Annotated in this window: 19 protein-coding genes; 13 read left to right on the plus strand and 6 right to left on the minus strand. The window is 58.6% G+C overall.

Going from position 1 to position 18,214, the window contains the following annotated elements; translation table 11 throughout:
- Position 1: 1 nt before the first annotated feature.
- The 7 genes from sdhA to ACOTTU_RS15360 all read left to right on the plus strand — a co-directional run bounded on the left by sdhA (position 2) and on the right by ACOTTU_RS15360 (position 5,981).
- Entirely contained in the window at positions 2–1,807 is a 1,806-nt protein-coding gene (gene sdhA / locus ACOTTU_RS15330) for a succinate dehydrogenase flavoprotein subunit (RefSeq protein ID WP_425659305.1), read from the plus strand.
- Entirely contained in the window at positions 1,807–2,466 is a 660-nt protein-coding gene (locus ACOTTU_RS15335; protein WP_298914690.1) for a hypothetical protein, read from the plus strand. The genes sdhA and ACOTTU_RS15335 overlap by 1 nt, the downstream gene beginning before the upstream one ends.
- A 17-nt stretch (positions 2,467–2,483) precedes the next feature.
- Complete coding sequence (locus tag ACOTTU_RS15340; protein ID WP_425659307.1) at positions 2,484–3,179, plus strand: FkbM family methyltransferase; 696 nt, start codon at positions 2,484–2,486, stop codon at positions 3,177–3,179.
- Complete coding sequence (locus ACOTTU_RS15345; protein ID WP_425659309.1) at positions 3,176–3,505, plus strand: hypothetical protein; 330 nt, start codon at positions 3,176–3,178, stop codon at positions 3,503–3,505. Before ACOTTU_RS15340 ends, ACOTTU_RS15345 begins: the two co-directional genes overlap by 4 nt.
- Positions 3,506–3,526: 21 nt before the next feature.
- Positions 3,527–4,306, plus strand: a complete 780-nt coding sequence (locus tag ACOTTU_RS15350; RefSeq protein ID WP_298914698.1) for a succinate dehydrogenase iron-sulfur subunit — start codon at positions 3,527–3,529, stop codon at positions 4,304–4,306.
- The gene (locus ACOTTU_RS15355) at positions 4,306–4,878 is read left to right on the plus strand and encodes a hypothetical protein (RefSeq protein ID WP_425659311.1); all 573 of its coding nucleotides are present in this window, start codon (positions 4,306–4,308) and stop codon (positions 4,876–4,878) included. The genes ACOTTU_RS15350 and ACOTTU_RS15355 overlap by 1 nt, the downstream gene beginning before the upstream one ends.
- Positions 4,879–5,135: 257 nt before the next feature.
- Positions 5,136–5,981, plus strand: coding sequence for an urea carboxylase-associated family protein (locus ACOTTU_RS15360; RefSeq protein ID WP_425659313.1), 846 nt, complete (start codon positions 5,136–5,138; stop codon positions 5,979–5,981).
- A 4-nt stretch (positions 5,982–5,985) separates the two neighbouring features.
- On the opposite strand, the gene deoD is transcribed toward ACOTTU_RS15360, so the two are convergent.
- The 3 genes from deoD to ACOTTU_RS15375 all read right to left on the minus strand — a co-directional run bounded on the left by deoD (position 5,986) and on the right by ACOTTU_RS15375 (position 9,436).
- Positions 5,986–6,690, minus strand: coding sequence for a purine-nucleoside phosphorylase (deoD, locus tag ACOTTU_RS15365; RefSeq protein ID WP_298914708.1), 705 nt, complete (start codon positions 6,688–6,690; stop codon positions 5,986–5,988).
- 86 nt (positions 6,691–6,776) lie between these two features.
- A complete protein-coding gene (locus tag ACOTTU_RS15370) occupies positions 6,777–8,744 on the minus strand; it encodes a methylmalonyl-CoA mutase family protein (RefSeq protein ID WP_425659315.1) in 1,968 nt (655 codons plus the stop codon).
- Between the two features lie 98 nt (positions 8,745–8,842).
- Positions 8,843–9,436, minus strand: coding sequence for a GNAT family N-acetyltransferase (locus ACOTTU_RS15375; protein ID WP_298914714.1), 594 nt, complete (start codon positions 9,434–9,436; stop codon positions 8,843–8,845).
- Between the two features lie 45 nt (positions 9,437–9,481).
- Here ACOTTU_RS15375 and ACOTTU_RS15380 point away from each other — a divergent pair, with 45 nt between their 5' ends.
- Complete coding sequence (locus ACOTTU_RS15380) at positions 9,482–10,849, plus strand: 1-acyl-sn-glycerol-3-phosphate acyltransferase (RefSeq protein ID WP_425659316.1); 1,368 nt, start codon at positions 9,482–9,484, stop codon at positions 10,847–10,849.
- Positions 10,850–10,998: 149 nt separating this feature from the next.
- Entirely contained in the window at positions 10,999–12,279 is a 1,281-nt protein-coding gene (ccrA, locus tag ACOTTU_RS15385; protein WP_425659318.1) for a crotonyl-CoA carboxylase/reductase, read from the plus strand.
- A 200-nt stretch (positions 12,280–12,479) separates the two neighbouring features.
- Here ccrA and ACOTTU_RS15390 read toward each other — a convergent pair whose 3' ends face one another.
- A complete protein-coding gene (locus ACOTTU_RS15390) occupies positions 12,480–12,653 on the minus strand; it encodes a hypothetical protein (protein WP_425659320.1) in 174 nt (57 codons plus the stop codon).
- Between ACOTTU_RS15390 and ACOTTU_RS15395 the strand changes: the two genes are divergently transcribed.
- The 4 genes from ACOTTU_RS15395 to ACOTTU_RS15410 all read left to right on the plus strand — a co-directional run bounded on the left by ACOTTU_RS15395 (position 12,652) and on the right by ACOTTU_RS15410 (position 16,420).
- On the plus strand, positions 12,652–13,371 hold the full coding sequence (locus ACOTTU_RS15395) for a helix-turn-helix transcriptional regulator (RefSeq protein WP_298914723.1): 720 nt from the start codon (positions 12,652–12,654) through the stop codon (positions 13,369–13,371). The two genes, ACOTTU_RS15390 and ACOTTU_RS15395, sit on opposite strands and share 2 nt — an antisense overlap.
- 114 nt (positions 13,372–13,485) lie before the next feature.
- Positions 13,486–14,124 carry an acyl-homoserine-lactone synthase gene (locus ACOTTU_RS15400; RefSeq protein ID WP_298914726.1) on the plus strand — a complete coding sequence of 213 codons (639 nt, stop codon included), beginning with the start codon at positions 13,486–13,488 and terminating at the stop codon, positions 14,122–14,124.
- A 53-nt stretch (positions 14,125–14,177) separates the two neighbouring features.
- Complete coding sequence (locus tag ACOTTU_RS15405; RefSeq protein WP_425659322.1) at positions 14,178–15,722, plus strand: ATP-dependent DNA helicase; 1,545 nt, start codon at positions 14,178–14,180, stop codon at positions 15,720–15,722.
- Positions 15,719–16,420 carry an SDR family oxidoreductase gene (locus tag ACOTTU_RS15410; RefSeq protein WP_425659324.1) on the plus strand — a complete coding sequence of 234 codons (702 nt, stop codon included), beginning with the start codon at positions 15,719–15,721 and terminating at the stop codon, positions 16,418–16,420. The genes ACOTTU_RS15405 and ACOTTU_RS15410 overlap by 4 nt, the downstream gene beginning before the upstream one ends.
- 42 nt (positions 16,421–16,462) lie before the next feature.
- Here the strand turns inward: ACOTTU_RS15410 and ACOTTU_RS15415 are convergent, their stop codons facing one another.
- Positions 16,463–17,221 (minus strand): TIGR02186 family protein, encoded by a 759-nt coding sequence (locus ACOTTU_RS15415; RefSeq protein ID WP_425659326.1) that lies wholly within the window; start codon positions 17,219–17,221, stop codon positions 16,463–16,465.
- Complete coding sequence (locus ACOTTU_RS15420; protein ID WP_425659328.1) at positions 17,221–18,132, minus strand: sulfite exporter TauE/SafE family protein; 912 nt, start codon at positions 18,130–18,132, stop codon at positions 17,221–17,223. The genes ACOTTU_RS15415 and ACOTTU_RS15420 overlap by 1 nt, the downstream gene beginning before the upstream one ends.
- Between the last annotated feature and the right edge of the window lie 82 nt (positions 18,133–18,214).

Genomic DNA, 18,214 nt, shown 5'->3' on the forward strand with positions numbered 1-18,214 from the left:
CATGGCTGCTTATGAATATGAAACACATGAATACGATGTTGTCGTCGTAGGCGCCGGTGGCGCCGGGCTGCGGGCGACGCTGGGCATGGCGGAACAGGGGCTGCGCACGGCCTGTGTGACCAAGGTTTTCCCGACACGGTCCCATACCGTTGCCGCGCAAGGGGGGATCGCCGCATCCCTGTCGAACATGGGGCCCGACAACTGGCAGTGGCACATGTACGACACCGTCAAAGGGTCTGACTGGCTGGGCGACACCGACGCGATGGAATATCTCGCGCGCGAGGCCCCCAAAGCGGTCTATGAACTGGAGCACTACGGCGTGCCGTTCAGCCGGACCGAAGAAGGCAAGATCTACCAGCGCCCCTTTGGCGGCCACACCACCGAATTCGGCGAAGGCCCCGCCGTGCAGCGGACATGCGCTGCCGCAGACCGGACGGGCCACGCCATCCTGCACACGCTCTACGGCCAGTCGCTCAAAAACAACGCGGAATTCTACATCGAATATTTCGCCATTGATCTCATCATGTCGGATGATGGCGTCTGTCAGGGCGTTCTTTGCTGGAAACTGGATGACGGCACGCTGCACCTCTTCAGCTCCAAGATGGTTGTGCTTGCGACCGGTGGCTATGGGCGCGCCTATTTCTCCGCGACCTCCGCGCACACCTGCACAGGTGACGGCGGCGGCATGACCGCGCGGGCCGGATTGCCGTTGCAGGACATGGAGTTCGTGCAGTTCCACCCCACGGGCATTTACGGTGCGGGCTGTCTGATCACAGAAGGTGCGCGCGGCGAAGGCGGCTATCTGACCAACTCCGAAGGCGAGCGTTTCATGGAACGTTACGCGCCGCAGTACAAGGACCTCGCCCCCCGCGACTACGTCAGCCGCTGCATGACCATGGAAATCCGGGAGGGCCGCGGGGTCGGCAAGAACGGCGATCACATTCACCTGAACCTCAACCACCTGCCGCCCGAGACATTGAAACTGCGCTTGCCGGGCATTTCGGAAAGCGCGCGCATCTTTGCCGGTGTGAACCTCAACAAGGAGCCGATCCCGGTCCTGCCGACCGTCCACTATAATATGGGCGGTATTCCGACGAACTACTGGGGTGAAGTGCTGGCCCCCACATCGGATGATCCCGACCGCGTGTCGCCGGGTCTGATGGCCGTGGGTGAGGCGGGTTGCGCCTCGGTACATGGCGCGAACCGTCTGGGCTCCAACTCACTCATTGATTTGGTGGTCTTTGGACGCGCCGCCGCGATCCGGGCAGGCAAGATTGTCGATCCTGAAAGCGCTGTGCCTACGCCCAATGCCGCATCGGTTCAGGCCGCGCTCGACCGCTTTGACAACACGCGCTACGCCAAAGGGGCGATGCCGACCGCTGAGTTGCGGCTGGAAATGCAGCAGACCATGCAGAAAGACGCCGCCGTTTTCCGCGCCAACGACACGCTGGCCGATGGCAAGAAAGCGATGGAGGAAGTGGCCGACAAATGGGCCGATGTGGGCGTCACCGACCGCAGCCTTGTATGGAATTCCGACCTGATGGAGACGCTGGAACTGGCGAACCTCATCCCCAATGCTGTGGCGACGATCACCGGCGCAGAGGCGCGCAAGGAAAGCCGCGGCGCGCATGCGCATGAGGATCACCCCGAACGCGACGACAAGAACTGGCGCAAGCACTCGCTCATTTGGTTCAAAGGCAACAAGGCCTCGCTGGGCTACCGCGGCGTGCACGAACAGCCGCTGACCAGCCATAATGACGGCGGCATTGATCCCAAGAAGATCGCCCCCAAGAAGCGGACATTCTGATGCGTGGAATTTTGACTATAGGGGCGTGTGCCGCACTGATTGGCTGCGCGACACCGGGCGCGGATGTGATCTTGTCCTTGGACGAAAACACGCAGGCCAGCGCATTGCGATCGTGCCATGCGGGTTTGGGTATCGAGGGGCCATTCGCCCCGCAAAAAGTGGCTCTGGACGATGGGCGTGTCTCGGTTTTCGTGGCCAACGAAAACGGTATCTCGCTGGCAGAAGCCCGCAGCGTCAATCGCTGTGCAAGGGACCGGCTTTTGGCAACTTATGGCGCTGGCAGCGATGTTTTTGCCCGCAGCGTTCCGGACCAGAATGCGGCGATCCTTGCCTGCAAGAACGAAAGGGGCGTGCCCGGTCCGTTTGAAACAACCGTCTTTTCCTATGGATCGCGTGCAAGCGAGGTGTTGATTACCCCTGCGGGCGCGGTCACCGAAAATGATGCCCGTGCGATCAACGCCTGTGCGCGGGCAAAGCTGCGCGGCGCTGCACCGGCAGCGGCGGCGGCCAGCCAACCTACTTTGGCCTCGGCTTCGAGCGCCCCAATTGCTGCGCGACAAAGTGCTGCACCGCGCGCGCCGGTGGCCAACAATCCCAACTGTCCTCGGGGCTACCGGGGGCTGTATCGTGGCAACCTCTTTTGCACCGGCAAGCGCTGAGGGAGCGGGTTTAGGAAATGCTTCAGGATCTGCGCCGCACGCTCAAGTCTGAAGGGATGGTCGCGCATCCGATCAAGACACGTCCGCCTTATCTGCGGGGATATGGGTTTGCGCCGGATGTCGTCATGGATGTGGGCGTCGATAATGGTACGCCTTGGCTATACCGGAGTTTTCCGCAGGCACGGTTTGTTCTGATTGATCCGCAGCCTGCCAGTGCGGAGCGGGTGCGCGACAAGGGCCATCTGGAGGAATTTCATTTTCATGCCTCTGCTCTTGGCGCGCAGGAGGGCAAGGCCACGCTCATGGTGCCGCATTCCGATAAGGGTGAACACCCTGCTATGGCAAGCCTCTTGCGGCGCACCGATCAGCGGGCCAAGTCGTTCACCAAGCTGGACAAGCATTACGTTCCGGTCAGAAAACTGGATGATATTGCGGTGGCTTATTCCGGAAATCTGGGCCTCAAGATAGATACCGAAGGGTCGGAACTGGAGGTTTTGAAAGGGGCAACGGAAACCCTGAAACGCTGTGAATTCGTCATTTTGGAAATGTCTCTGACGCAGCGATTTGCAGGCGTTGGCATGCCTTCGGAAGTGGTCGCCATTTTGGCCGATGCAGGTTTGGAATGGCGGGACGTACTGCACGTTGGTGCGCCCGCTGGCAAGAAAGCGCGACCGCGCTATATGGATGTTCTTTTTACAAGGTGGGTGTCATGATCCGATTTCTTCTCCCGGTAATGCTGGTTTTATCGGCGTGTGCCGATGTGCAGCAAGCAACCGACACGGCCGGTCGCAACGCGGCAAAATCGATCCTTCCCGAAGCGTTGGCCGTTTATTTTCCACAAGTGCCGAAGCAGCTTTTCCAACCCTTCACCAATTGCATTGTCGATAATGCAGACGCCAGCGAAGTGCAGTCGCTTGCCGCTGACGCGATCACAGGTGTGGATGAAGGCACGGCCACAACCATTCGCGCGGTGCTGACCCGCCCTGCAACACAACAATGTCTGGCAGCCGCCGCCCCCACGGCGTTGCAGACCCTTTAGACCAGACAGGAGACCTCGACCATGGTTCAACTGACGCTCCCTAAGAATTCGCGTATGACAAAGGGTAAAACCTGGCCCAAACCGGATGGTGCGACCAACCTGCGGAAATTTCAGATCTACCGCTGGAACCCGGATGATGGGGAAAATCCAAGTGTCGACACCTATTTCGTCGATCTCGATAGCTGCGGGCCGATGATCCTGGATGCGCTGATCAAGATCAAGAACGAGATTGACCCAACGCTGACCTTCCGCCGGTCCTGCCGCGAAGGGATATGCGGCTCTTGTGCCATGAATATCGACGGGATCAACACGCTGGCCTGTATCTACGGCATGGATGAGGTGAAAGGCGATGTGAAAATCTACCCGCTGCCGCATATGCCCGTGGTCAAGGATCTCATTCCGGACCTCACCCATTTCTACGCCCAGCACGCCAGCATCATGCCGTGGCTGGAGACAAAAACGAACCGCCCGGCCAAGGAATGGAAGCAGTCCATCGAGGACCGCAAGAAACTCGACGGGCTTTATGAATGTGTGATGTGTGCGTCGTGTTCGACCTCCTGCCCAAGCTACTGGTGGAACGGCGACCGCTATCTCGGGCCCGCAGCGCTGCTGCACGCTTATCGCTGGATCATCGACAGCCGCGACGAGGCCACGGGCGAAAGGCTCGATGATCTCGAAGACCCGTTCAAGCTTTATCGCTGCCACACGATCATGAACTGCGCCAAGACCTGTCCAAAGGGTCTGAACCCGGCCGAGGCGATTGCCAATATCAAGAAAATGATGGTGGAGCGCCGCGTCTGATGCGCCTGCCGGGGTTCCTGGCGGTGGCGACGACCCTGTTGGGGCAAACCGCCGCTGCCGAGGACCCGATGGAGTTGCAGCGCTGCATCTGGCGCTGTCTTGCTTCGAACGGTCCGGCCACAAATCCGGCTTACCATCGATGCGTTGACCAGCTTTGTATTGCAGCAACCCCAGCTCCGCCCGCCCAAACCACGCCCTGGTCATTTATTAGTGTCATGATGGCCCAGGTGCTGGATGTCCGCCCCGGGGAGGGGGCACCAAAGCTGTTTCCCGATCACGCTGATCCGGTGCTTGCACAGAACGCGCTTGGATTTCACTATTTCCGCAACCGCTATGGCGGCACGATGATCGAGATGAACGTCGGTCTCTTCCAGCAGATTGAGGGCGGCTGGCGCTACTCCGGTCCGGTCCTCGGGCTCTTTGGTGTCGAACCTCGGGACGTGAGTTTTTCGCCAGGGCGCATCGACCTGACAACCACGGTCCACGGTTTCAACGAACCGCAATGCTGCCCCTCGACACCGGCGCGCTGGTCGGTGAATATTGCCACCCGCACAGTTGCCCGTCTTCAGTAACCCCGGAGCGCGTTGGATCGACCGCATGCATATCATCATCGGCCTTCTCATCGCATTTCTCATCGTTGCAATTTATGCGCGTCGTAACCGGGCGACCCGAGGCTGCCGCTGGCGGGAGGACCGTAGCGGTGATCGGGGGAGTTTGCGCAAATACCGCTGTGCGGCTTGCGGCGCAGAGGCCTTCACCGCCACCAAAGGGCCGCCTCGGGATTGCAAATCCGACCTGCCCCCCGCTTAATCACCGTGAAGGAGCCGCCATGTCTGAACCCAGTGACGCAGATAGTCGCCGTGCGATTGCCCCGGTCATCTGCTACCCGCCGGAAACGCTTACCCAGCCCGACATGGCGCTGTTCACCGCCGCAGGCCAATCGCTGACAAAGACGGATGAGGTTTTGGTGCCGCCCCGCGAGGCGCGTGTTTTCTCCGTTCCGGCGGGTCATTTTTTTCGGATCATCTCGGTGGAAGGCTCGCAGGTGGGTGATCTGAACCTGCATCATCTGCATGATCTGACCGAACGCTTCTATTCGGGGAAAACGCGCGCGCTGCACGGCACCCACATCACGACCGGTCAGCGCATGTGGTCCAGTTTCCCGCATCTGCGCCCGATGGCGACGATTACCCATGACACGCTGGGATGGTACGGTATCGACGCTTTCGGAGGCTCGGTTCATGACGTGATCGGCACGCGTTGCGACCCGTATACCCATGCGTTGCTGTCGGATGGCGGGCAATATCATCACTGCTGCCATTCCAATTTGATCCGCGCGCTGTCCGATCATATCGGCGTGCCGCGTGCAGAGGCCGAACCGCTGGTGCATGATGTGCTCAACGTCTTCATGTGCACCGGGTTTACCCGCGACACGGGCCAGTATTTCATGAAAGCGTCACCGGTCAGGCCTGGTGACTATCTGGAATTCTTCGCCGAGATTGATCTCTTGGGCAACCTCAGCGCTTGCCCGGGCGGCGATTGCTCGTCCGAACATTCCAGCGATGAGGCGAACTGCCATCCATTGTTGGTCGAGATATTCGCGCCGCAACCCGGGGCGCTGGACGGTTGGGAGCCACCCGCTGTGAACGCATATGACGGAACGCACGGCCCCTGAGATTTCAGGTGAATGCCGCCTCCAGCGCGATTTCAACCATATCGCCAAAGGTCTTTTCGCGATCTTCGGAGGGCAGCGCTTCGCCCGTTTGCAGATGATCACTCACCGTCAGGATGGCCAGCGCCCGTCGCCCATGCCGCGCGGCCAGCGTATAAAGTTCGGCTGCTTCCATCTCGACGCCCAGAATGCCGTGGCGGGTCATCTGTTCATCAAGGTCAGGGCGTTCGGCGTAAAAGACGTCCGACGAATAAATCCCGCCCACATGGGTCCGGGTGCCTTTGGCCTTGGCTGCTGTGACCGCTGCGGCAAGCAGATCGTAATTGGCCGTGGGCGCGTAATTGATCTCCTTGAAGATACCGGAGGAAGGCGAGGTGATCGTTGTAGCGGACATGGCGATGATCACGTCACGCACCGCGACATGCGATTGCATGCCCCCGCAGGACCCGATGCGGATCAGCGTCTGCGCGCCATATTCGGAGATCAGTTCGTTGGCGTAAATCGACAGCGACGGCATGCCCATGCCAGACCCCTGGATCGTCACGCGGTTGCCCTTGTAGGTGCCGGTGAAGCCCAGCATGCCTCGGACCTCGTTGATCAGCTTTGCATCTTGCAGAAAGGTCTCCGCTGCCCATCTGGCGCGATAGGGATCACCCGGCATCAAAACGGTTTCAGCAATATCGCCGGGAGCGGCGCCAATATGAACGGTCATTGTATGGTATCCTCAAGCTCTCGCGGGCAATCTGCCCGGCCCTTGGCGCGGTCACAAGAAAAAAGATACCAAAGGCACTTTAGTGCCTATTCCGCCGCCACCGCCTGAGGATCGGCCAACGTCACAATATCCATCATGATGGTGTTGAGTTCAAAATCCTTGGGCGTGTAGACCCGCGCCACGCCCATTCCGCGCAAGCGGTCCGCGTCATCATCAGGAATAATGCCGCCAACGATCACCGGCACATGGCCCAGACCGGCCGCCAGCATCTGATCCATGAGGTCTTCGACGAGGGGGATGTGAGAGCCTGACAAAATGGACAGCCCCACCACATGCGCTTGATCTTCCTGCGCTGCGGCCACGATTTCGGCAGGGGTCAGACGGATGCCATCATACGCGATGTCCATGCCGCAGTCGCGCGCGCGCACGGCGATCTGTTCAGCACCGTTGGAATGACCGTCAAGACCGGGTTTGCCGACCAGAAACTTGAGCCGCCGTCCAAGCTTGTCGCTGACCGTATCGACAGCATCGCGCAAATCATCCAGCCCTTCGGTCTTGTTTGACCGCGCACCAGAGACGCCCGTTGGCCCGCGGTATTCACCGTGAACGGCGCGCATCTGGGCGGCCCATTCGCCGGTGGTCACACCCGCCTTGGCCGCCGCGATGGAGGGGGCCATGACATTGCGCCCCTCTGCCGCGGCGGCGCGCAGATCGGCCAGCGCGGCCTTGACGGCGCTTTCGTCACGTTCTGCGCGCCACGCGTCAAGACGCGCGATCTGTTCGGCCTCCACCGCCGGGTCCACCACCATGATGCCGCCATCGCCGGTCATCAACGGGGAGGGCTCGCCCTGCGTCCACTTGTTGACACCCACAACCACGGTTTCACCGGCTTCGATCCGGCCCAGACGCTCGGCATTGCTGTCCACAAGGCGCGCTTTCATATAGTCGATGGCCTCAATCGCACCGCCCATCGCATCCAGCGTGGCCAATTCGTGCCGCGCCCCTTCTTTCAGCGCCGCAACCTTGGCATCCACCGCTGGGTTGCCATCAAAGAGATCGTCGAATTCCAGCAGGTCGGTCTCATAGGCCATGATCTGCTGCATGCGCATGGACCATTGCTGATCCCAGGGGCGCGGCAGGCCAAGCGCTTCGTTCCAGGCGGGCAGTTGCACAGCGCGCGCGCGGGCCTTTTTGCTCAAGGTCACGGCCAGCATTTCGATCAAGATGCGGTAGACGTTGTTCTCCGGCTGCTGTTCGGTGAGCCCCAGCGAATTCACCTGCACGCCGTAGCGGAACCGGCGGAATTTCGGGTCTTGGACGCCGTAACGCTCCAGACAAATCTCATCCCATAGGTCCACGAAGGCGCGCATCTTGCACATCTCGGTCACGAAACGGATGCCGGCGTTCACAAAGAAGGATATCCGGCCCACGAGCGCGGGGAAATCCTCTGCCGGAACGCGGGGTTTCAAAGCATCCAGAACGGCCGTGGCAGTGGCCAGCGCAAAAGCCAACTCCTGTTCCGGCGTGGCTCCAGCCTCTTGCAGGTGATAGGAACAGACGTTCATCGGGTTCCATTTGGGTACGTTCGTGTAGCAGTATTCGGCCACATCCGCGATCATCCGCAGGCTGGGCGCTGGCGGGCAGATATATGTCCCCCGGCTGAGATACTCCTTGATCAGATCGTTCTGCACCGTGCCCTGCAATGCGTTGACATCCGCGCCCTGTTCTTCGGCCACGGCAATGTAGAGCGCTAGCAACCACGGCGCTGTCGCGTTGATCGTCATGGAGGTGTTCATCTGTTCCAGCGGGATATCCTGAAACAACGCCCGCATATCGCCAAGGTGGCTGACGGGCACGCCAACCTTGCCTACTTCACCCCGCGCCAGCACGTGATCGCTGTCATAGCCGGTCTGTGTGGGCAGATCGAATGCCACCGACAGCCCGGTTTGCCCCTTGGCCAGATTGGCGCGGTAGAGCGCATTGGAGGCCTGCGCCGTTGAATGCCCGGCATAGGTGCGGATCAACCAGGGGCGATCTTTCTGGGTCTCTGACATGGGAACCTCGTGAATCGTGCAAGCAATTTTATTACGCTAGCGGATGAATATCTGGAATATTATGCCAATGTCAATTCGCTGCGTTGCGGCATGGCGACTTAAGACGCCGGACACCGCCAGATCATTTGAGTGGCACTTTCAAATCGGAAAATGTAGCGGAACGGGCCGGTTTGTTCGGTCTTTTGCGGCTCGAAGCCCTGCCGAACATAGAGAGCCCGCGCCCGCGGATTGCTGTCTATGACATCAAGCCGAACGCCCGTTTTTTCGAGTTCCATCGCTTTTTGCTTGATTGCTTCCAGCAATGCGCTTCCCACACCAAGCCCACGCGCCTCTGATTTCACGCAGATTCCGTCCATAAGAAAGATGTCCGGGGCCAGATCACGTTCAATCACCGACAAGATCAAGCCGCGCCAGAGACCGCCCCAAGCGCCGAAGATCTTGCGCAGATCATCATATTCCCCGCCGACCAGCGCGCCCTTGGAGGTCTTGAAACCTGCGATGCCGAGCAGCTGGCCCTCGGTGTCTCGCGCAACAAGCGCAAATTCCGGGTCCAAAACATCGCACAGAAACGCCAGTGCTTTTTCTTCTGGCCCAAGGACACGTCCCAGCTTGAATCCAAACGCCTGCCAGTAAAGCGCCGCTACGGTTGCCCGCTCATCAGGCGTAAACCCGGTTGAGATACTGTATTCCATTCTTTTCATATTGTCCTGAAGCGCCGAGCCTGCAAGGGTCGAAACATGACGCAGGTCGTAGAACTCCCGCTTTGGCTCTTTGTGCTGATTGTGCTCTTTGCGGCCGTGACGTTCGCGTCGCACTTCCTGTTTCCCTCGGTGCGCTGGTTTTTTCGACGACGGCTGGAGCGTGCGGTCACACGATTGAACGAGCGGCTGACGCGTCCCATCGAGCCTTTCAAGCTGGCGCGGCGCTATGACATGATCCAGCGCCTGATTTATGATCCCGAAGTCACCCGTGAGATCGTCAATTATGCCAATGAGCATAATGTGCCTGAAAACGTCGCCTTCGAAAAAGCGCGAAGCTATGCGCGCGAAATCGTTCCGAGCTTTAGTGCTGTGGCCTATTTCAGCATCGGCATTCGGTTGGCGAGGCTGTTGGTCAACGCGATCTACACGGTTTGGACAGGGCCGAAAAATGAAGAGATTGTCCGGGATATCCCGCGCGACGCGACAGTGGTTTTTATCATGAACCACCGCTCCAACATGGATTATGTGCTGGTGACCTATCTCGCGGCGCAAACCTCCACCCTGTCCTATGCCGTGGGCGAATGGGCGCGGGTCTGGCCGCTGAGCCGTCTGATCCGGATGATGGGGGCCTATTTTATCCGGCGCCGGTCACGGGGTGCACTTTATCGCAAGGTGTTGGCGCGCTATGTGCAGATGGCAACCGCAGGCGGTGTGGCGCAGGGAATATTTCCCGAAGGTGGGCTCAGCCTCAATGGTCAGCTTATGCCACCGAAACTGGGGCTTTTGGCCTATGTGCTGGAGGGCTATGACCCCGAGGGGCGGGATGTTGTCTTCGTCCCCGTTGCCATCAACTATGATCGGGTGTTGGAAGATCGGGTGCTGATCGCGGCGGCCGCCCGTGGGGATCGTCGTTTTGGTGCGCGCATTTCCGTGGTGGTGCGCTTCATCCTGAGTAAGTTCTGGCAGGGGTTGCGTGGTCGTGTCACGCGCTTTGGCACGGCAGCGGTCGCCTTTGGCAAACCGCTTTCGCTGCGCGACTTTGGCCCCGAAAAACCCGTCGAAGACCTCGCTGACACCTTGATGTCGCGTATTCAGGAGGCCATGCCGGTTCTCGCTGTGCCGCTTGTTTGCGATGCCTTGCAGAGACAAAGCCTGCCGATTTCGGAGGCAGACCTTGCTGCGCGGGTGAAGACAGTAGCGACCCAGCTTCAGCCACAGGTTCCGGATGCCACATTCAATCACCTCGCAGAAGCCGTAAATCAGGCGCTCGTTCAACTGCGCAAACATGGTGTGGTCGCGCAGGTGCCGGAAGGCTGGCAGGTCAAAACAGGACAGGCGGACGTCGTGTCCTATTACGCGAGTTCGATCGCGCTCCGGTCGAAAATGGATGCAGTTGCAGAATAATTTCTGCGGTTGCTCGGTCATAAAGTTACGTTTTTGATCCCTCTGGTGTTGCAATGTTGCGCAACACTGCATATCCAATCCTGATACCGCTGCGATTCTGCAATGCGGCATGAATGAGTTTGGAAAACAGGGAAAGGCTGGAGGCTGGCATGGCATTGGATACAACCATCGCGCAATATGATGCGCCGGAAAAAGACCTCTATGAGATGGGCGAAATGCCTCCGATGGGTTACGTGCCCAAACAGATGTATGCTTGGGCAATCCGGCGGGAACGTCATGGTGAGCCCGACACGGCGATGCTGGAAGAAGTGGTTGATGTCCCACAGCTGGACAATCAGGACGTGCTGGTGCTCGTGATGGCAGCAGGGATCAACTACAACGGCGTTTGGGCCTCGCTAGGCCAGCCGATCAGCCCCTTTGACGGGCACAGGCAGCCCTATCACATCGCCGGGTCTGACGCGTCGGGCATCGTCTGGGCGGTTGGAGACAAGGTGACGCGCTGGAAAGTCGGCGACGAAGTGGTCATTCATTGCAATCAGGACGATGGCGATGACGAAGAGTGCAACGGCGGCGATCCGATGTATTCTTCAAGCCAGCGGATTTGGGGATATGAAACCCCGGATGGGTCTTTCGCGCAATTCACCCGTGTCCAAAGCCAGCAGCTGATGCCGCGCCCCAAACATCTGACATGGGAAGAAAGTGCCTGCTACACGCTGACGCTGGCCACCGCATACCGGATGCTTTTCGGCCATGAACCGCATGATCTGAAACCTGGCCAGAACGTGCTGGTCTGGGGGGCCTCGGGCGGTCTGGGGTCTTATGCCATTCAGTTGATCAATACGGCGGGCGCGAATGCCATCGGGGTGATTTCGGACGAAAGCAAGCGCGAGTTTGTTATGAATCTGGGGGCCAAGGGGGTTCTGAACCGCAAGGATTTCAACTGCTGGGGTCAGTTGCCGACGGTCAACACTCCGGAATATGCCGAGTGGTTCAAGGAAGCGCGCAAGTTTGGCAAGGCCATTTGGGAGATCACCGGCAAGGGCGTGAATGTCGATATGGTGTTTGAACACCCCGGCGAGGCGACTTTCCCGGTCTCGACATTCGTGGTGAAAAAGGGCGGCATGGTTGTGATCTGCGCGGGTACAAGCGGGTTCAATCTGACCTTTGACGTGCGTTACATGTGGATGCACCAGAAACGCCTGCAAGGTAGTCACTTTGCCCACCTCAAACAGGCAAGCGCTGCAAACCGTCTGATGCTTGAGCGTCGTCTCGACCCTTGCATGTCAGAGGTCTTTACCTGGGCGGATTTGCCTCAGGCCCATATGAAGATGCTCCGAAACGCGCATAAACCGGGCAATATGTCGGTGTTGGTTCAGGCCCCAACGACAGGTCTGCGCACCTTCGAAGATGCGTTAGAGGCGCATCGTTAATACCTGAAACTTGAAGTTTTACACTACCTAACGCCCCCGAATCATGTATATGACTCGGGGGCGTTTCCCGCTATACGTGTGACGCACTTTAGTATCAACGACTTACATTTCTGGCCCTCACTATTTCTGGGGAGTTAATATCCGCGAATTTTCAACCCCCGTTCATACATGTTAGAGTTGTGTTAATCTTTCATTAACCTTTAAGGGGCGAGTCTGACATGAGAAGTGACTGGATTTTGGACGTTCTTACGGACTTGAAAACTTTTGCGACTGCCAACGATCTGCCGGTGCTCGCCGAACAGTTGGATGATACCGCAATTGTAGCCCTGGCCGAGATCGCCGCCCTTCACGATAGGACGCAAGGCACGGCTCATGGTAACGAACACGACGGTGGAGGAGGTTTTGGCGGCGCTGGAGCAGGCGGACACGCTTGAAGCCATCCAGGAGGCTATCCTCAAACTCAGGGAGTATTTCCGAATTGACAATATGGTCTACCACTGGGTGGATAGCGCCGGAGAGCAATACGGCTACGGCACCTACCCTTTGGAATGGGCCGCACACTATCAGGAGCAGAACTACATACGGATCGATCCGGTCATCGCCGGGTGCTACAAACGGTTTCACCCGGTGGATTGGAAAAGGCTCGATTGGTCCGGCAAGGCAGTAAAGGCGTTTCAGGCGGAGGCAATTGAATACGGAATTGGAAATCAGGGATATTCAATTCCGATTCGCGGACCTAACGGGCAGTTCGCTCTCTTTACGGTGAATCACACCTGCGACGACACGGAATGGGAAGAGTTTACAGAAACTAACCGGCGCGAACTTATCTTGATCGCGCATTATTTTAACCAAAAGGCACTGGAGTTCGAGCCGAACCGCGCACCGGAACAATCGCAGCCCCTATCCCCGCGTGAAATCGACGCGATGACACTGCTTGCGATCGGCTATAGTCGCGCGCAAGTCGCTGATACGCTTTCGATTTCTGAGCACACACTGCGGGTCTACATCGAAAGCGCCCGGTTCAAACTCGGTGCTTCAAATACAACTCATGCCGTCGCCCGGGCACTGAGCCGCGGGCTCATTGTCGTGTAATTTTCGACCGTTTTTGACGTTCAATGGTTACCAATCCGCACGAGCGGGTTGGGCGGTGTTAAGCATCCTCAAGCCATCCTTTGTTCACGCCTCGCACTGACCAAAGGATACGCAATGCTTCGTTACATCTACGCAGATCAGCTTGATAACCACCCCAAACTCAAAGCTTCCATGTTCAAAGATCGTGCGGATCAGTTCAAGGCGCGGCTGGGATGGGAAGTGGATGTAGATGACGCAGGTTACGAGCGTGACGAATATGATGCGATGAATCCGCTCTATGTCATTTGGGAAATGCCCGATGGCACGCATGGCGGATCCATGCGGTTCTTGCCGACCACCGAACGCACCATGGTCAACGACCATTTCACCCAACTCATGGGGGGCGGGACAATCACCAGCCCGCTGATCTGGGAGTGCACCCGGTTCTGCCTTAACCGTGATGCGCCCAGCCGGGTCGCCGCAGCCCTGATGCTCGCAGGTGGTGAAATCATGAACGGATTTGGGGTAAGGCATTTTGTGGGCGTCTTCGATGCACGCATGGTACGCATTTACCGGATGATCGGGTCGTCCCCGGAAGTTTTGGGCAGTGAAGGCAAGGGCCGCGACCAAATCAGTGTTGGTTTGTGGGAATTCACGCCACAGGCGCAGGCCAAGATTGCCGCGCGCGCCGGGGTTTCTCTGGAATTGTCCCGGCTTTGGTTTGACCGCGCGTTTGGCCGCGTTGAAACGCGCCAGCTTGCGCAGGCTGGCTGAAACAGCGCAGGTCGCATCTGGTCCCCGGCGCGTCCCCCCTGTAGGGTCGCGCCATGAGCGAACCGGCCCTTACATTTTCCGATGACCAAGCCTCCGCATTTGATAGCGTAACCGACCTGCTGCGCAGTGCGGGCATTGATCTGGACGATCAGTTGCTGACCCCGCCGCGGGGGACTGCCACCTCCGTCATGGCGATCACGGGTAAGGCGGGTTCGGGGAAAACCCTATTACTTGCAGAGCTTTACAAGGCGCTGGAAGGGGCAGGCGTCGACGTGGTTTCAGGGGATTACGAATCCCGGAAACGGCGCGACAAACGAACCCTGGCCATCCTCGCGCCCACCAACAAAGCCGCAAGCGTGCTGCGTCTGCGCGGGGTGCCTGCCACAACCATTCACCGTATTCTCTATACGCCGGTCTACGATCCGGAATATGAACGCATCGCAGAATGGCTGGCCACAGGCGGCGACGATCGCCCGGAAATAGAGGGGCTGACAGATGTCGCTCTTGATCGCGCTGCGGCCTTCTATGCGACAAACAAGTCAATCCCCGGCGCTCTTGCGGCCGCGGGCCTGCGCGGCTCAGATTTCATTACTGGCTGGAAACGGCGCGAAGAACCGTTGGACATCGGGTTTGTCGATGAATCCTCTATGCTGGATGACAAGCAGTTCGAGGACCTTAAGGAGATTTTCCCCACGCTTTTGCTGTTCGGCGATCCGGCTCAGCTTGCGCCGGTAAATCAGTCCGGTGCGATGGTCTTTGAAAAGCTGCCCGAAACGCAGGTGCTCAGCTTGCAGAGGATCCACCGGCAAGAGGCTGACAACCCCATTCTTGATCTGGCCCATGCGCTGGGTGATCCCGAGGTGGGTTTCGAAGACTTCGAACGCATGGTCGAGCAGGCGGCGCGCCGCGACGAACGTGTGGTTTGGGGGCAGAGGGTTGAGGTTGATCTAATGGCACGCAGCCCGGTTCTGGTGTGGCGTAATGCGACACGCATCCGGCTGATCAACGCGTTCCGGCAAGTGCATGGTGCACCGACAGACGCTCTGCTCGAAGGCGAGCCCCTGATCTGCGACGGCCTGGAGCTGCCGCTCAAGCATCGCAAAAAACGCCTTGATCTCGAAGCGCGCGGATTGATCAAAGGCGCGCAGGTCATCTATCTGGGTGAAGGTCGCAAACCCGGCTTCAGCCGCCTGCATGTGATGGGCGCAGAGGATCCTCAGGTATCTGCAGCCTCGATTGTGAAAATCGAAAAGCCCGATGAAGAGGAGCCGTTCATTCCCTTTGCCGCGCGCATGGGGGCGACGTTCCTGCATGGGGCTGCTGTAACCATTCACAAAGCGCAGGGCAGCCAGTGGGATACAGTACAGGTCTTTGCGCCAGATCTCTACGCTGCGGCGCGCATGGGGCGGTCTGAGGCCGGTCAACCCTTGTGGAAACGTCTGGCCTATGTTGCGATCACCCGGGCGCAGGACCGCCTGATATGGGTTGTGCGCAACCGTCTGTCGATGCCGACAGGCCCTCTGGCCGTAGATGATCTGCGCAGCTTGAGTGCACCCGCGCTGACCCTGAGTGAACCGGAAGTGGAGAATATACCGTGAAGTCGATTATCATTACCGGGGCGAGTTCAGGAATTGGTCGTGCAACCGCTGAAGTCTTTCTGGATGCCGGTTGGCGCGTGGGCCTGATCGCGCGGCGTGCGGAGCGGTTGGAGGCTTTGGCAGACAAATACGACAGTGCCGTGGCCCTGCCAGCGGATGTGACGGATGCTGTGGCGATGGCGGATGCGTTTGACGCCTTTGGGCCGCTCGACGTGCTGTTCAACAATGCGGGACTTTTTGGGCCTGCGGCCACAATCGACGAGGTGCCGCTGTCCGAATGGACGCAGGTCATGCAGGTCAATATCGGCGGCATGTTCATCGCCGCACAACTGGCATTTCGGCGGATGCGCCAGCAGACCCCACAAGGCGGGCGGATCATCAACAATGGCTCGCTATCGGCCTATGTGCCGCGCCCCAATTCGGTCTGTTACACCACCACGAAACACGCGGTGACCGGCTTGACCAAGACACTCTCGCTGGATGGGCGACCGTTTGGTATCGCCTGCGGTCAGATCGACATTGGCAATGCAGAGACCGAATTGCTGGAAAAGCTCAAAAAGACGCAGCCCGGCACCGAAACAATGCATGTGCGCAATGCCGCCAACTCGGTGCTGCATATGGCGCAGATGCCTGCCGAGGCTAATGTGCAGTTCATGACGGTGATGGCGACCACAATGCCCTACATCGGGCGCGGCTGACGACAGATACCGCCGCATCCCACCGACGCAGGAACGCGCTCGCTACGCCCGGAAAATCCTGAACACCGCTGACGCCAACCATCCCGCACTGATCGCAATGGCTAGCGACATCAGCCCATAGATCAGCGCGTTTTCACGTGACAGCTTGAACAACCATCTTTCCAGACCAACCTTGCGGACGTAGATGCTGGTTTCATATTTCGAGATCACATTGCCGCCACGGGTCAGGAAGATACGTGTCTTGTAGTCGCCTTCCGTTAGTGCCGCCGGCAGTTTGATCGCGGTTCGAAATAGCGTCTGCTCATCAATGCTGATCGTGCCTTCGTTCAGCTGATACTGGTTCGCTTTGGATTTGATACGGATCAATGCATCGGTGAACTTCGTGGCATCCGCAATCGTATCCGGTGCGCCGACCGAGCGGATTGCCCGGGGAATGGACACGCGGTGCCGAAGGTCTTCGGTGTCAGTCAAGGACAGTCCGAGCAGGGTGCTGGTCGACACTGCATAAAAGCTGGGCGCCCGGTCGACTTCCACGGCATCTGTGTTCACCCAGATGCCCAGCCGTTTTTCCTTGCGCCGTACGACAACTTCTTCCGACGGGCCGGAAACGGTTACGATAACCTGTAGTCGTGGCTCAGCCGGGATCGGTGCTTCGCGTTTGACCGCACCGAAGATGAGGATTTCGGAACCGTCAAAACTGGTATCGATCGAGACGGTATCCTTGCTTAATCCCAGCACGACTTCTTCGGCCAGGGCAGGCAAGGTGAGAATGAAAATGAGAAAGGCCGCAAGGTATCGCATCAGTGACCTGCCGCGCCGATGGAATAGAGCTCCGACGGCATCAACAGCAGATCGAGGGCAAGCTTGCCGCAGACCACCAGCACCATGATGGCCAGCAGGATACGCAATTGTTCCGCCTTCATCTTGACGCCGATGCGGGTGCCGATCTGGGCCCCGATGACGCCGCCGACCAGCAACAGAACGGCCAGGACGATATCAACGGTAAAGTTGGTTGTGGCGTGCAACAGGGTCGTGAAGGCGGTCACGAAAATGATCTGGAAAAGCGAGGTTCCGACAACCACCTTGGTGGGCATGCCAAGCAGGTAGATCATGGCAGGGACCATGATGAAACCGCCGCCAACCCCCATGATGGCTGCCAGAATACCGACGGAGATTCCGACCAGAACCGGCGGGATCACCGAGATATAAAGACCAGAGACGCGGAAACGCATCTTGAAGGGCAGACCGTGAATCCAGTTGTGTTTTTTGCGGGCCGGAGCCTTGCCGGATTTGGTTTTGCGGATCGCGTTCAGGCTTTCGATGAACATCAGCCCGCCGATCACCCCCAGAAAGACCACGTAGCAGAGCTTGACCAGCAGATCGACCTGCCCCTGCGCCTTGAGGTAGTTGAAGACCAGGACACCCAGTGCGGCCCCGATCAGGCCACCTATGAGCAACACCGTGCCCATCCTGAGGTCCACGGTTTTTCGTTTCAGATGCGCCAGAACGCCCGAAAACGAAGAGGCAACGATCTGATTGGCTTCGGTAGCAACCGCCACGGCGGGCGGAATGCCGATTATGAATAGCAGCGGTGTCATCAAAAAGCCGCCGCCAACGCCAAACATACCCGAAAGAATGCCCACAATCCCACCAAGGCCCAGCAAAAGGAAGGCGTTGACCGATACTTCGGCGATGGGAAGGTAGATTTGCATGTCCCCTGTTAGTGCAAGGTCGGGTGTGAAATCAATGCCTCTTGCTGCTGCGCAGAAAAGAGGACTGATACAATAGGCGAAA

This window comes from Roseobacter sp. EG26 (genome assembly GCF_049830555.1).
Taxonomy (GTDB): domain Bacteria; phylum Pseudomonadota; class Alphaproteobacteria; order Rhodobacterales; family Rhodobacteraceae; genus Roseobacter.

What these genes read in the sequence shown, in the direction of transcription:
- sdhA (WP_425659305.1), top strand. Translation starts at nt 2, where the DNA reads ATGGCTGCTTATGAATATGAAACACATGAATACGATGTTGTCGTCGTA.
- ACOTTU_RS15335 (WP_298914690.1), top strand. Translation starts at nt 1,807, where the DNA reads ATGCGTGGAATTTTGACTATAGGGGCGTGTGCCGCACTGATTGGCTGC.
- ACOTTU_RS15340 (WP_425659307.1), top strand. Translation starts at nt 2,484, where the DNA reads ATGCTTCAGGATCTGCGCCGCACGCTCAAGTCTGAAGGGATGGTCGCG.
- ACOTTU_RS15345 (WP_425659309.1), top strand. Translation starts at nt 3,176, where the DNA reads ATGATCCGATTTCTTCTCCCGGTAATGCTGGTTTTATCGGCGTGTGCC.
- ACOTTU_RS15350 (WP_298914698.1), top strand. Translation starts at nt 3,527, where the DNA reads ATGGTTCAACTGACGCTCCCTAAGAATTCGCGTATGACAAAGGGTAAA.
- ACOTTU_RS15355 (WP_425659311.1), top strand. Translation starts at nt 4,306, where the DNA reads ATGCGCCTGCCGGGGTTCCTGGCGGTGGCGACGACCCTGTTGGGGCAA.
- ACOTTU_RS15360 (WP_425659313.1), top strand. Translation starts at nt 5,136, where the DNA reads ATGTCTGAACCCAGTGACGCAGATAGTCGCCGTGCGATTGCCCCGGTC.
- deoD (WP_298914708.1), bottom strand. Translation starts at nt 6,690, where the DNA reads ATGACCGTTCATATTGGCGCCGCTCCCGGCGATATTGCTGAAACCGTT.
- ACOTTU_RS15370 (WP_425659315.1), bottom strand. Translation starts at nt 8,744, where the DNA reads ATGTCAGAGACCCAGAAAGATCGCCCCTGGTTGATCCGCACCTATGCC.
- ACOTTU_RS15375 (WP_298914714.1), bottom strand. Translation starts at nt 9,436, where the DNA reads ATGGAATACAGTATCTCAACCGGGTTTACGCCTGATGAGCGGGCAACC.
- ACOTTU_RS15380 (WP_425659316.1), top strand. Translation starts at nt 9,482, where the DNA reads ATGACGCAGGTCGTAGAACTCCCGCTTTGGCTCTTTGTGCTGATTGTG.
- ccrA (WP_425659318.1), top strand. Translation starts at nt 10,999, where the DNA reads ATGGCATTGGATACAACCATCGCGCAATATGATGCGCCGGAAAAAGAC.
- ACOTTU_RS15395 (WP_298914723.1), top strand. Translation starts at nt 12,652, where the DNA reads ATGGTAACGAACACGACGGTGGAGGAGGTTTTGGCGGCGCTGGAGCAG.
- ACOTTU_RS15390 (WP_425659320.1), bottom strand. Translation starts at nt 12,653, where the DNA reads ATGAGCCGTGCCTTGCGTCCTATCGTGAAGGGCGGCGATCTCGGCCAG.
- ACOTTU_RS15400 (WP_298914726.1), top strand. Translation starts at nt 13,486, where the DNA reads ATGCTTCGTTACATCTACGCAGATCAGCTTGATAACCACCCCAAACTC.
- ACOTTU_RS15405 (WP_425659322.1), top strand. Translation starts at nt 14,178, where the DNA reads ATGAGCGAACCGGCCCTTACATTTTCCGATGACCAAGCCTCCGCATTT.
- ACOTTU_RS15415 (WP_425659326.1), bottom strand. Translation starts at nt 17,221, where the DNA reads ATGCGATACCTTGCGGCCTTTCTCATTTTCATTCTCACCTTGCCTGCC.
- ACOTTU_RS15420 (WP_425659328.1), bottom strand. Translation starts at nt 18,132, where the DNA reads ATGCAAATCTACCTTCCCATCGCCGAAGTATCGGTCAACGCCTTCCTT.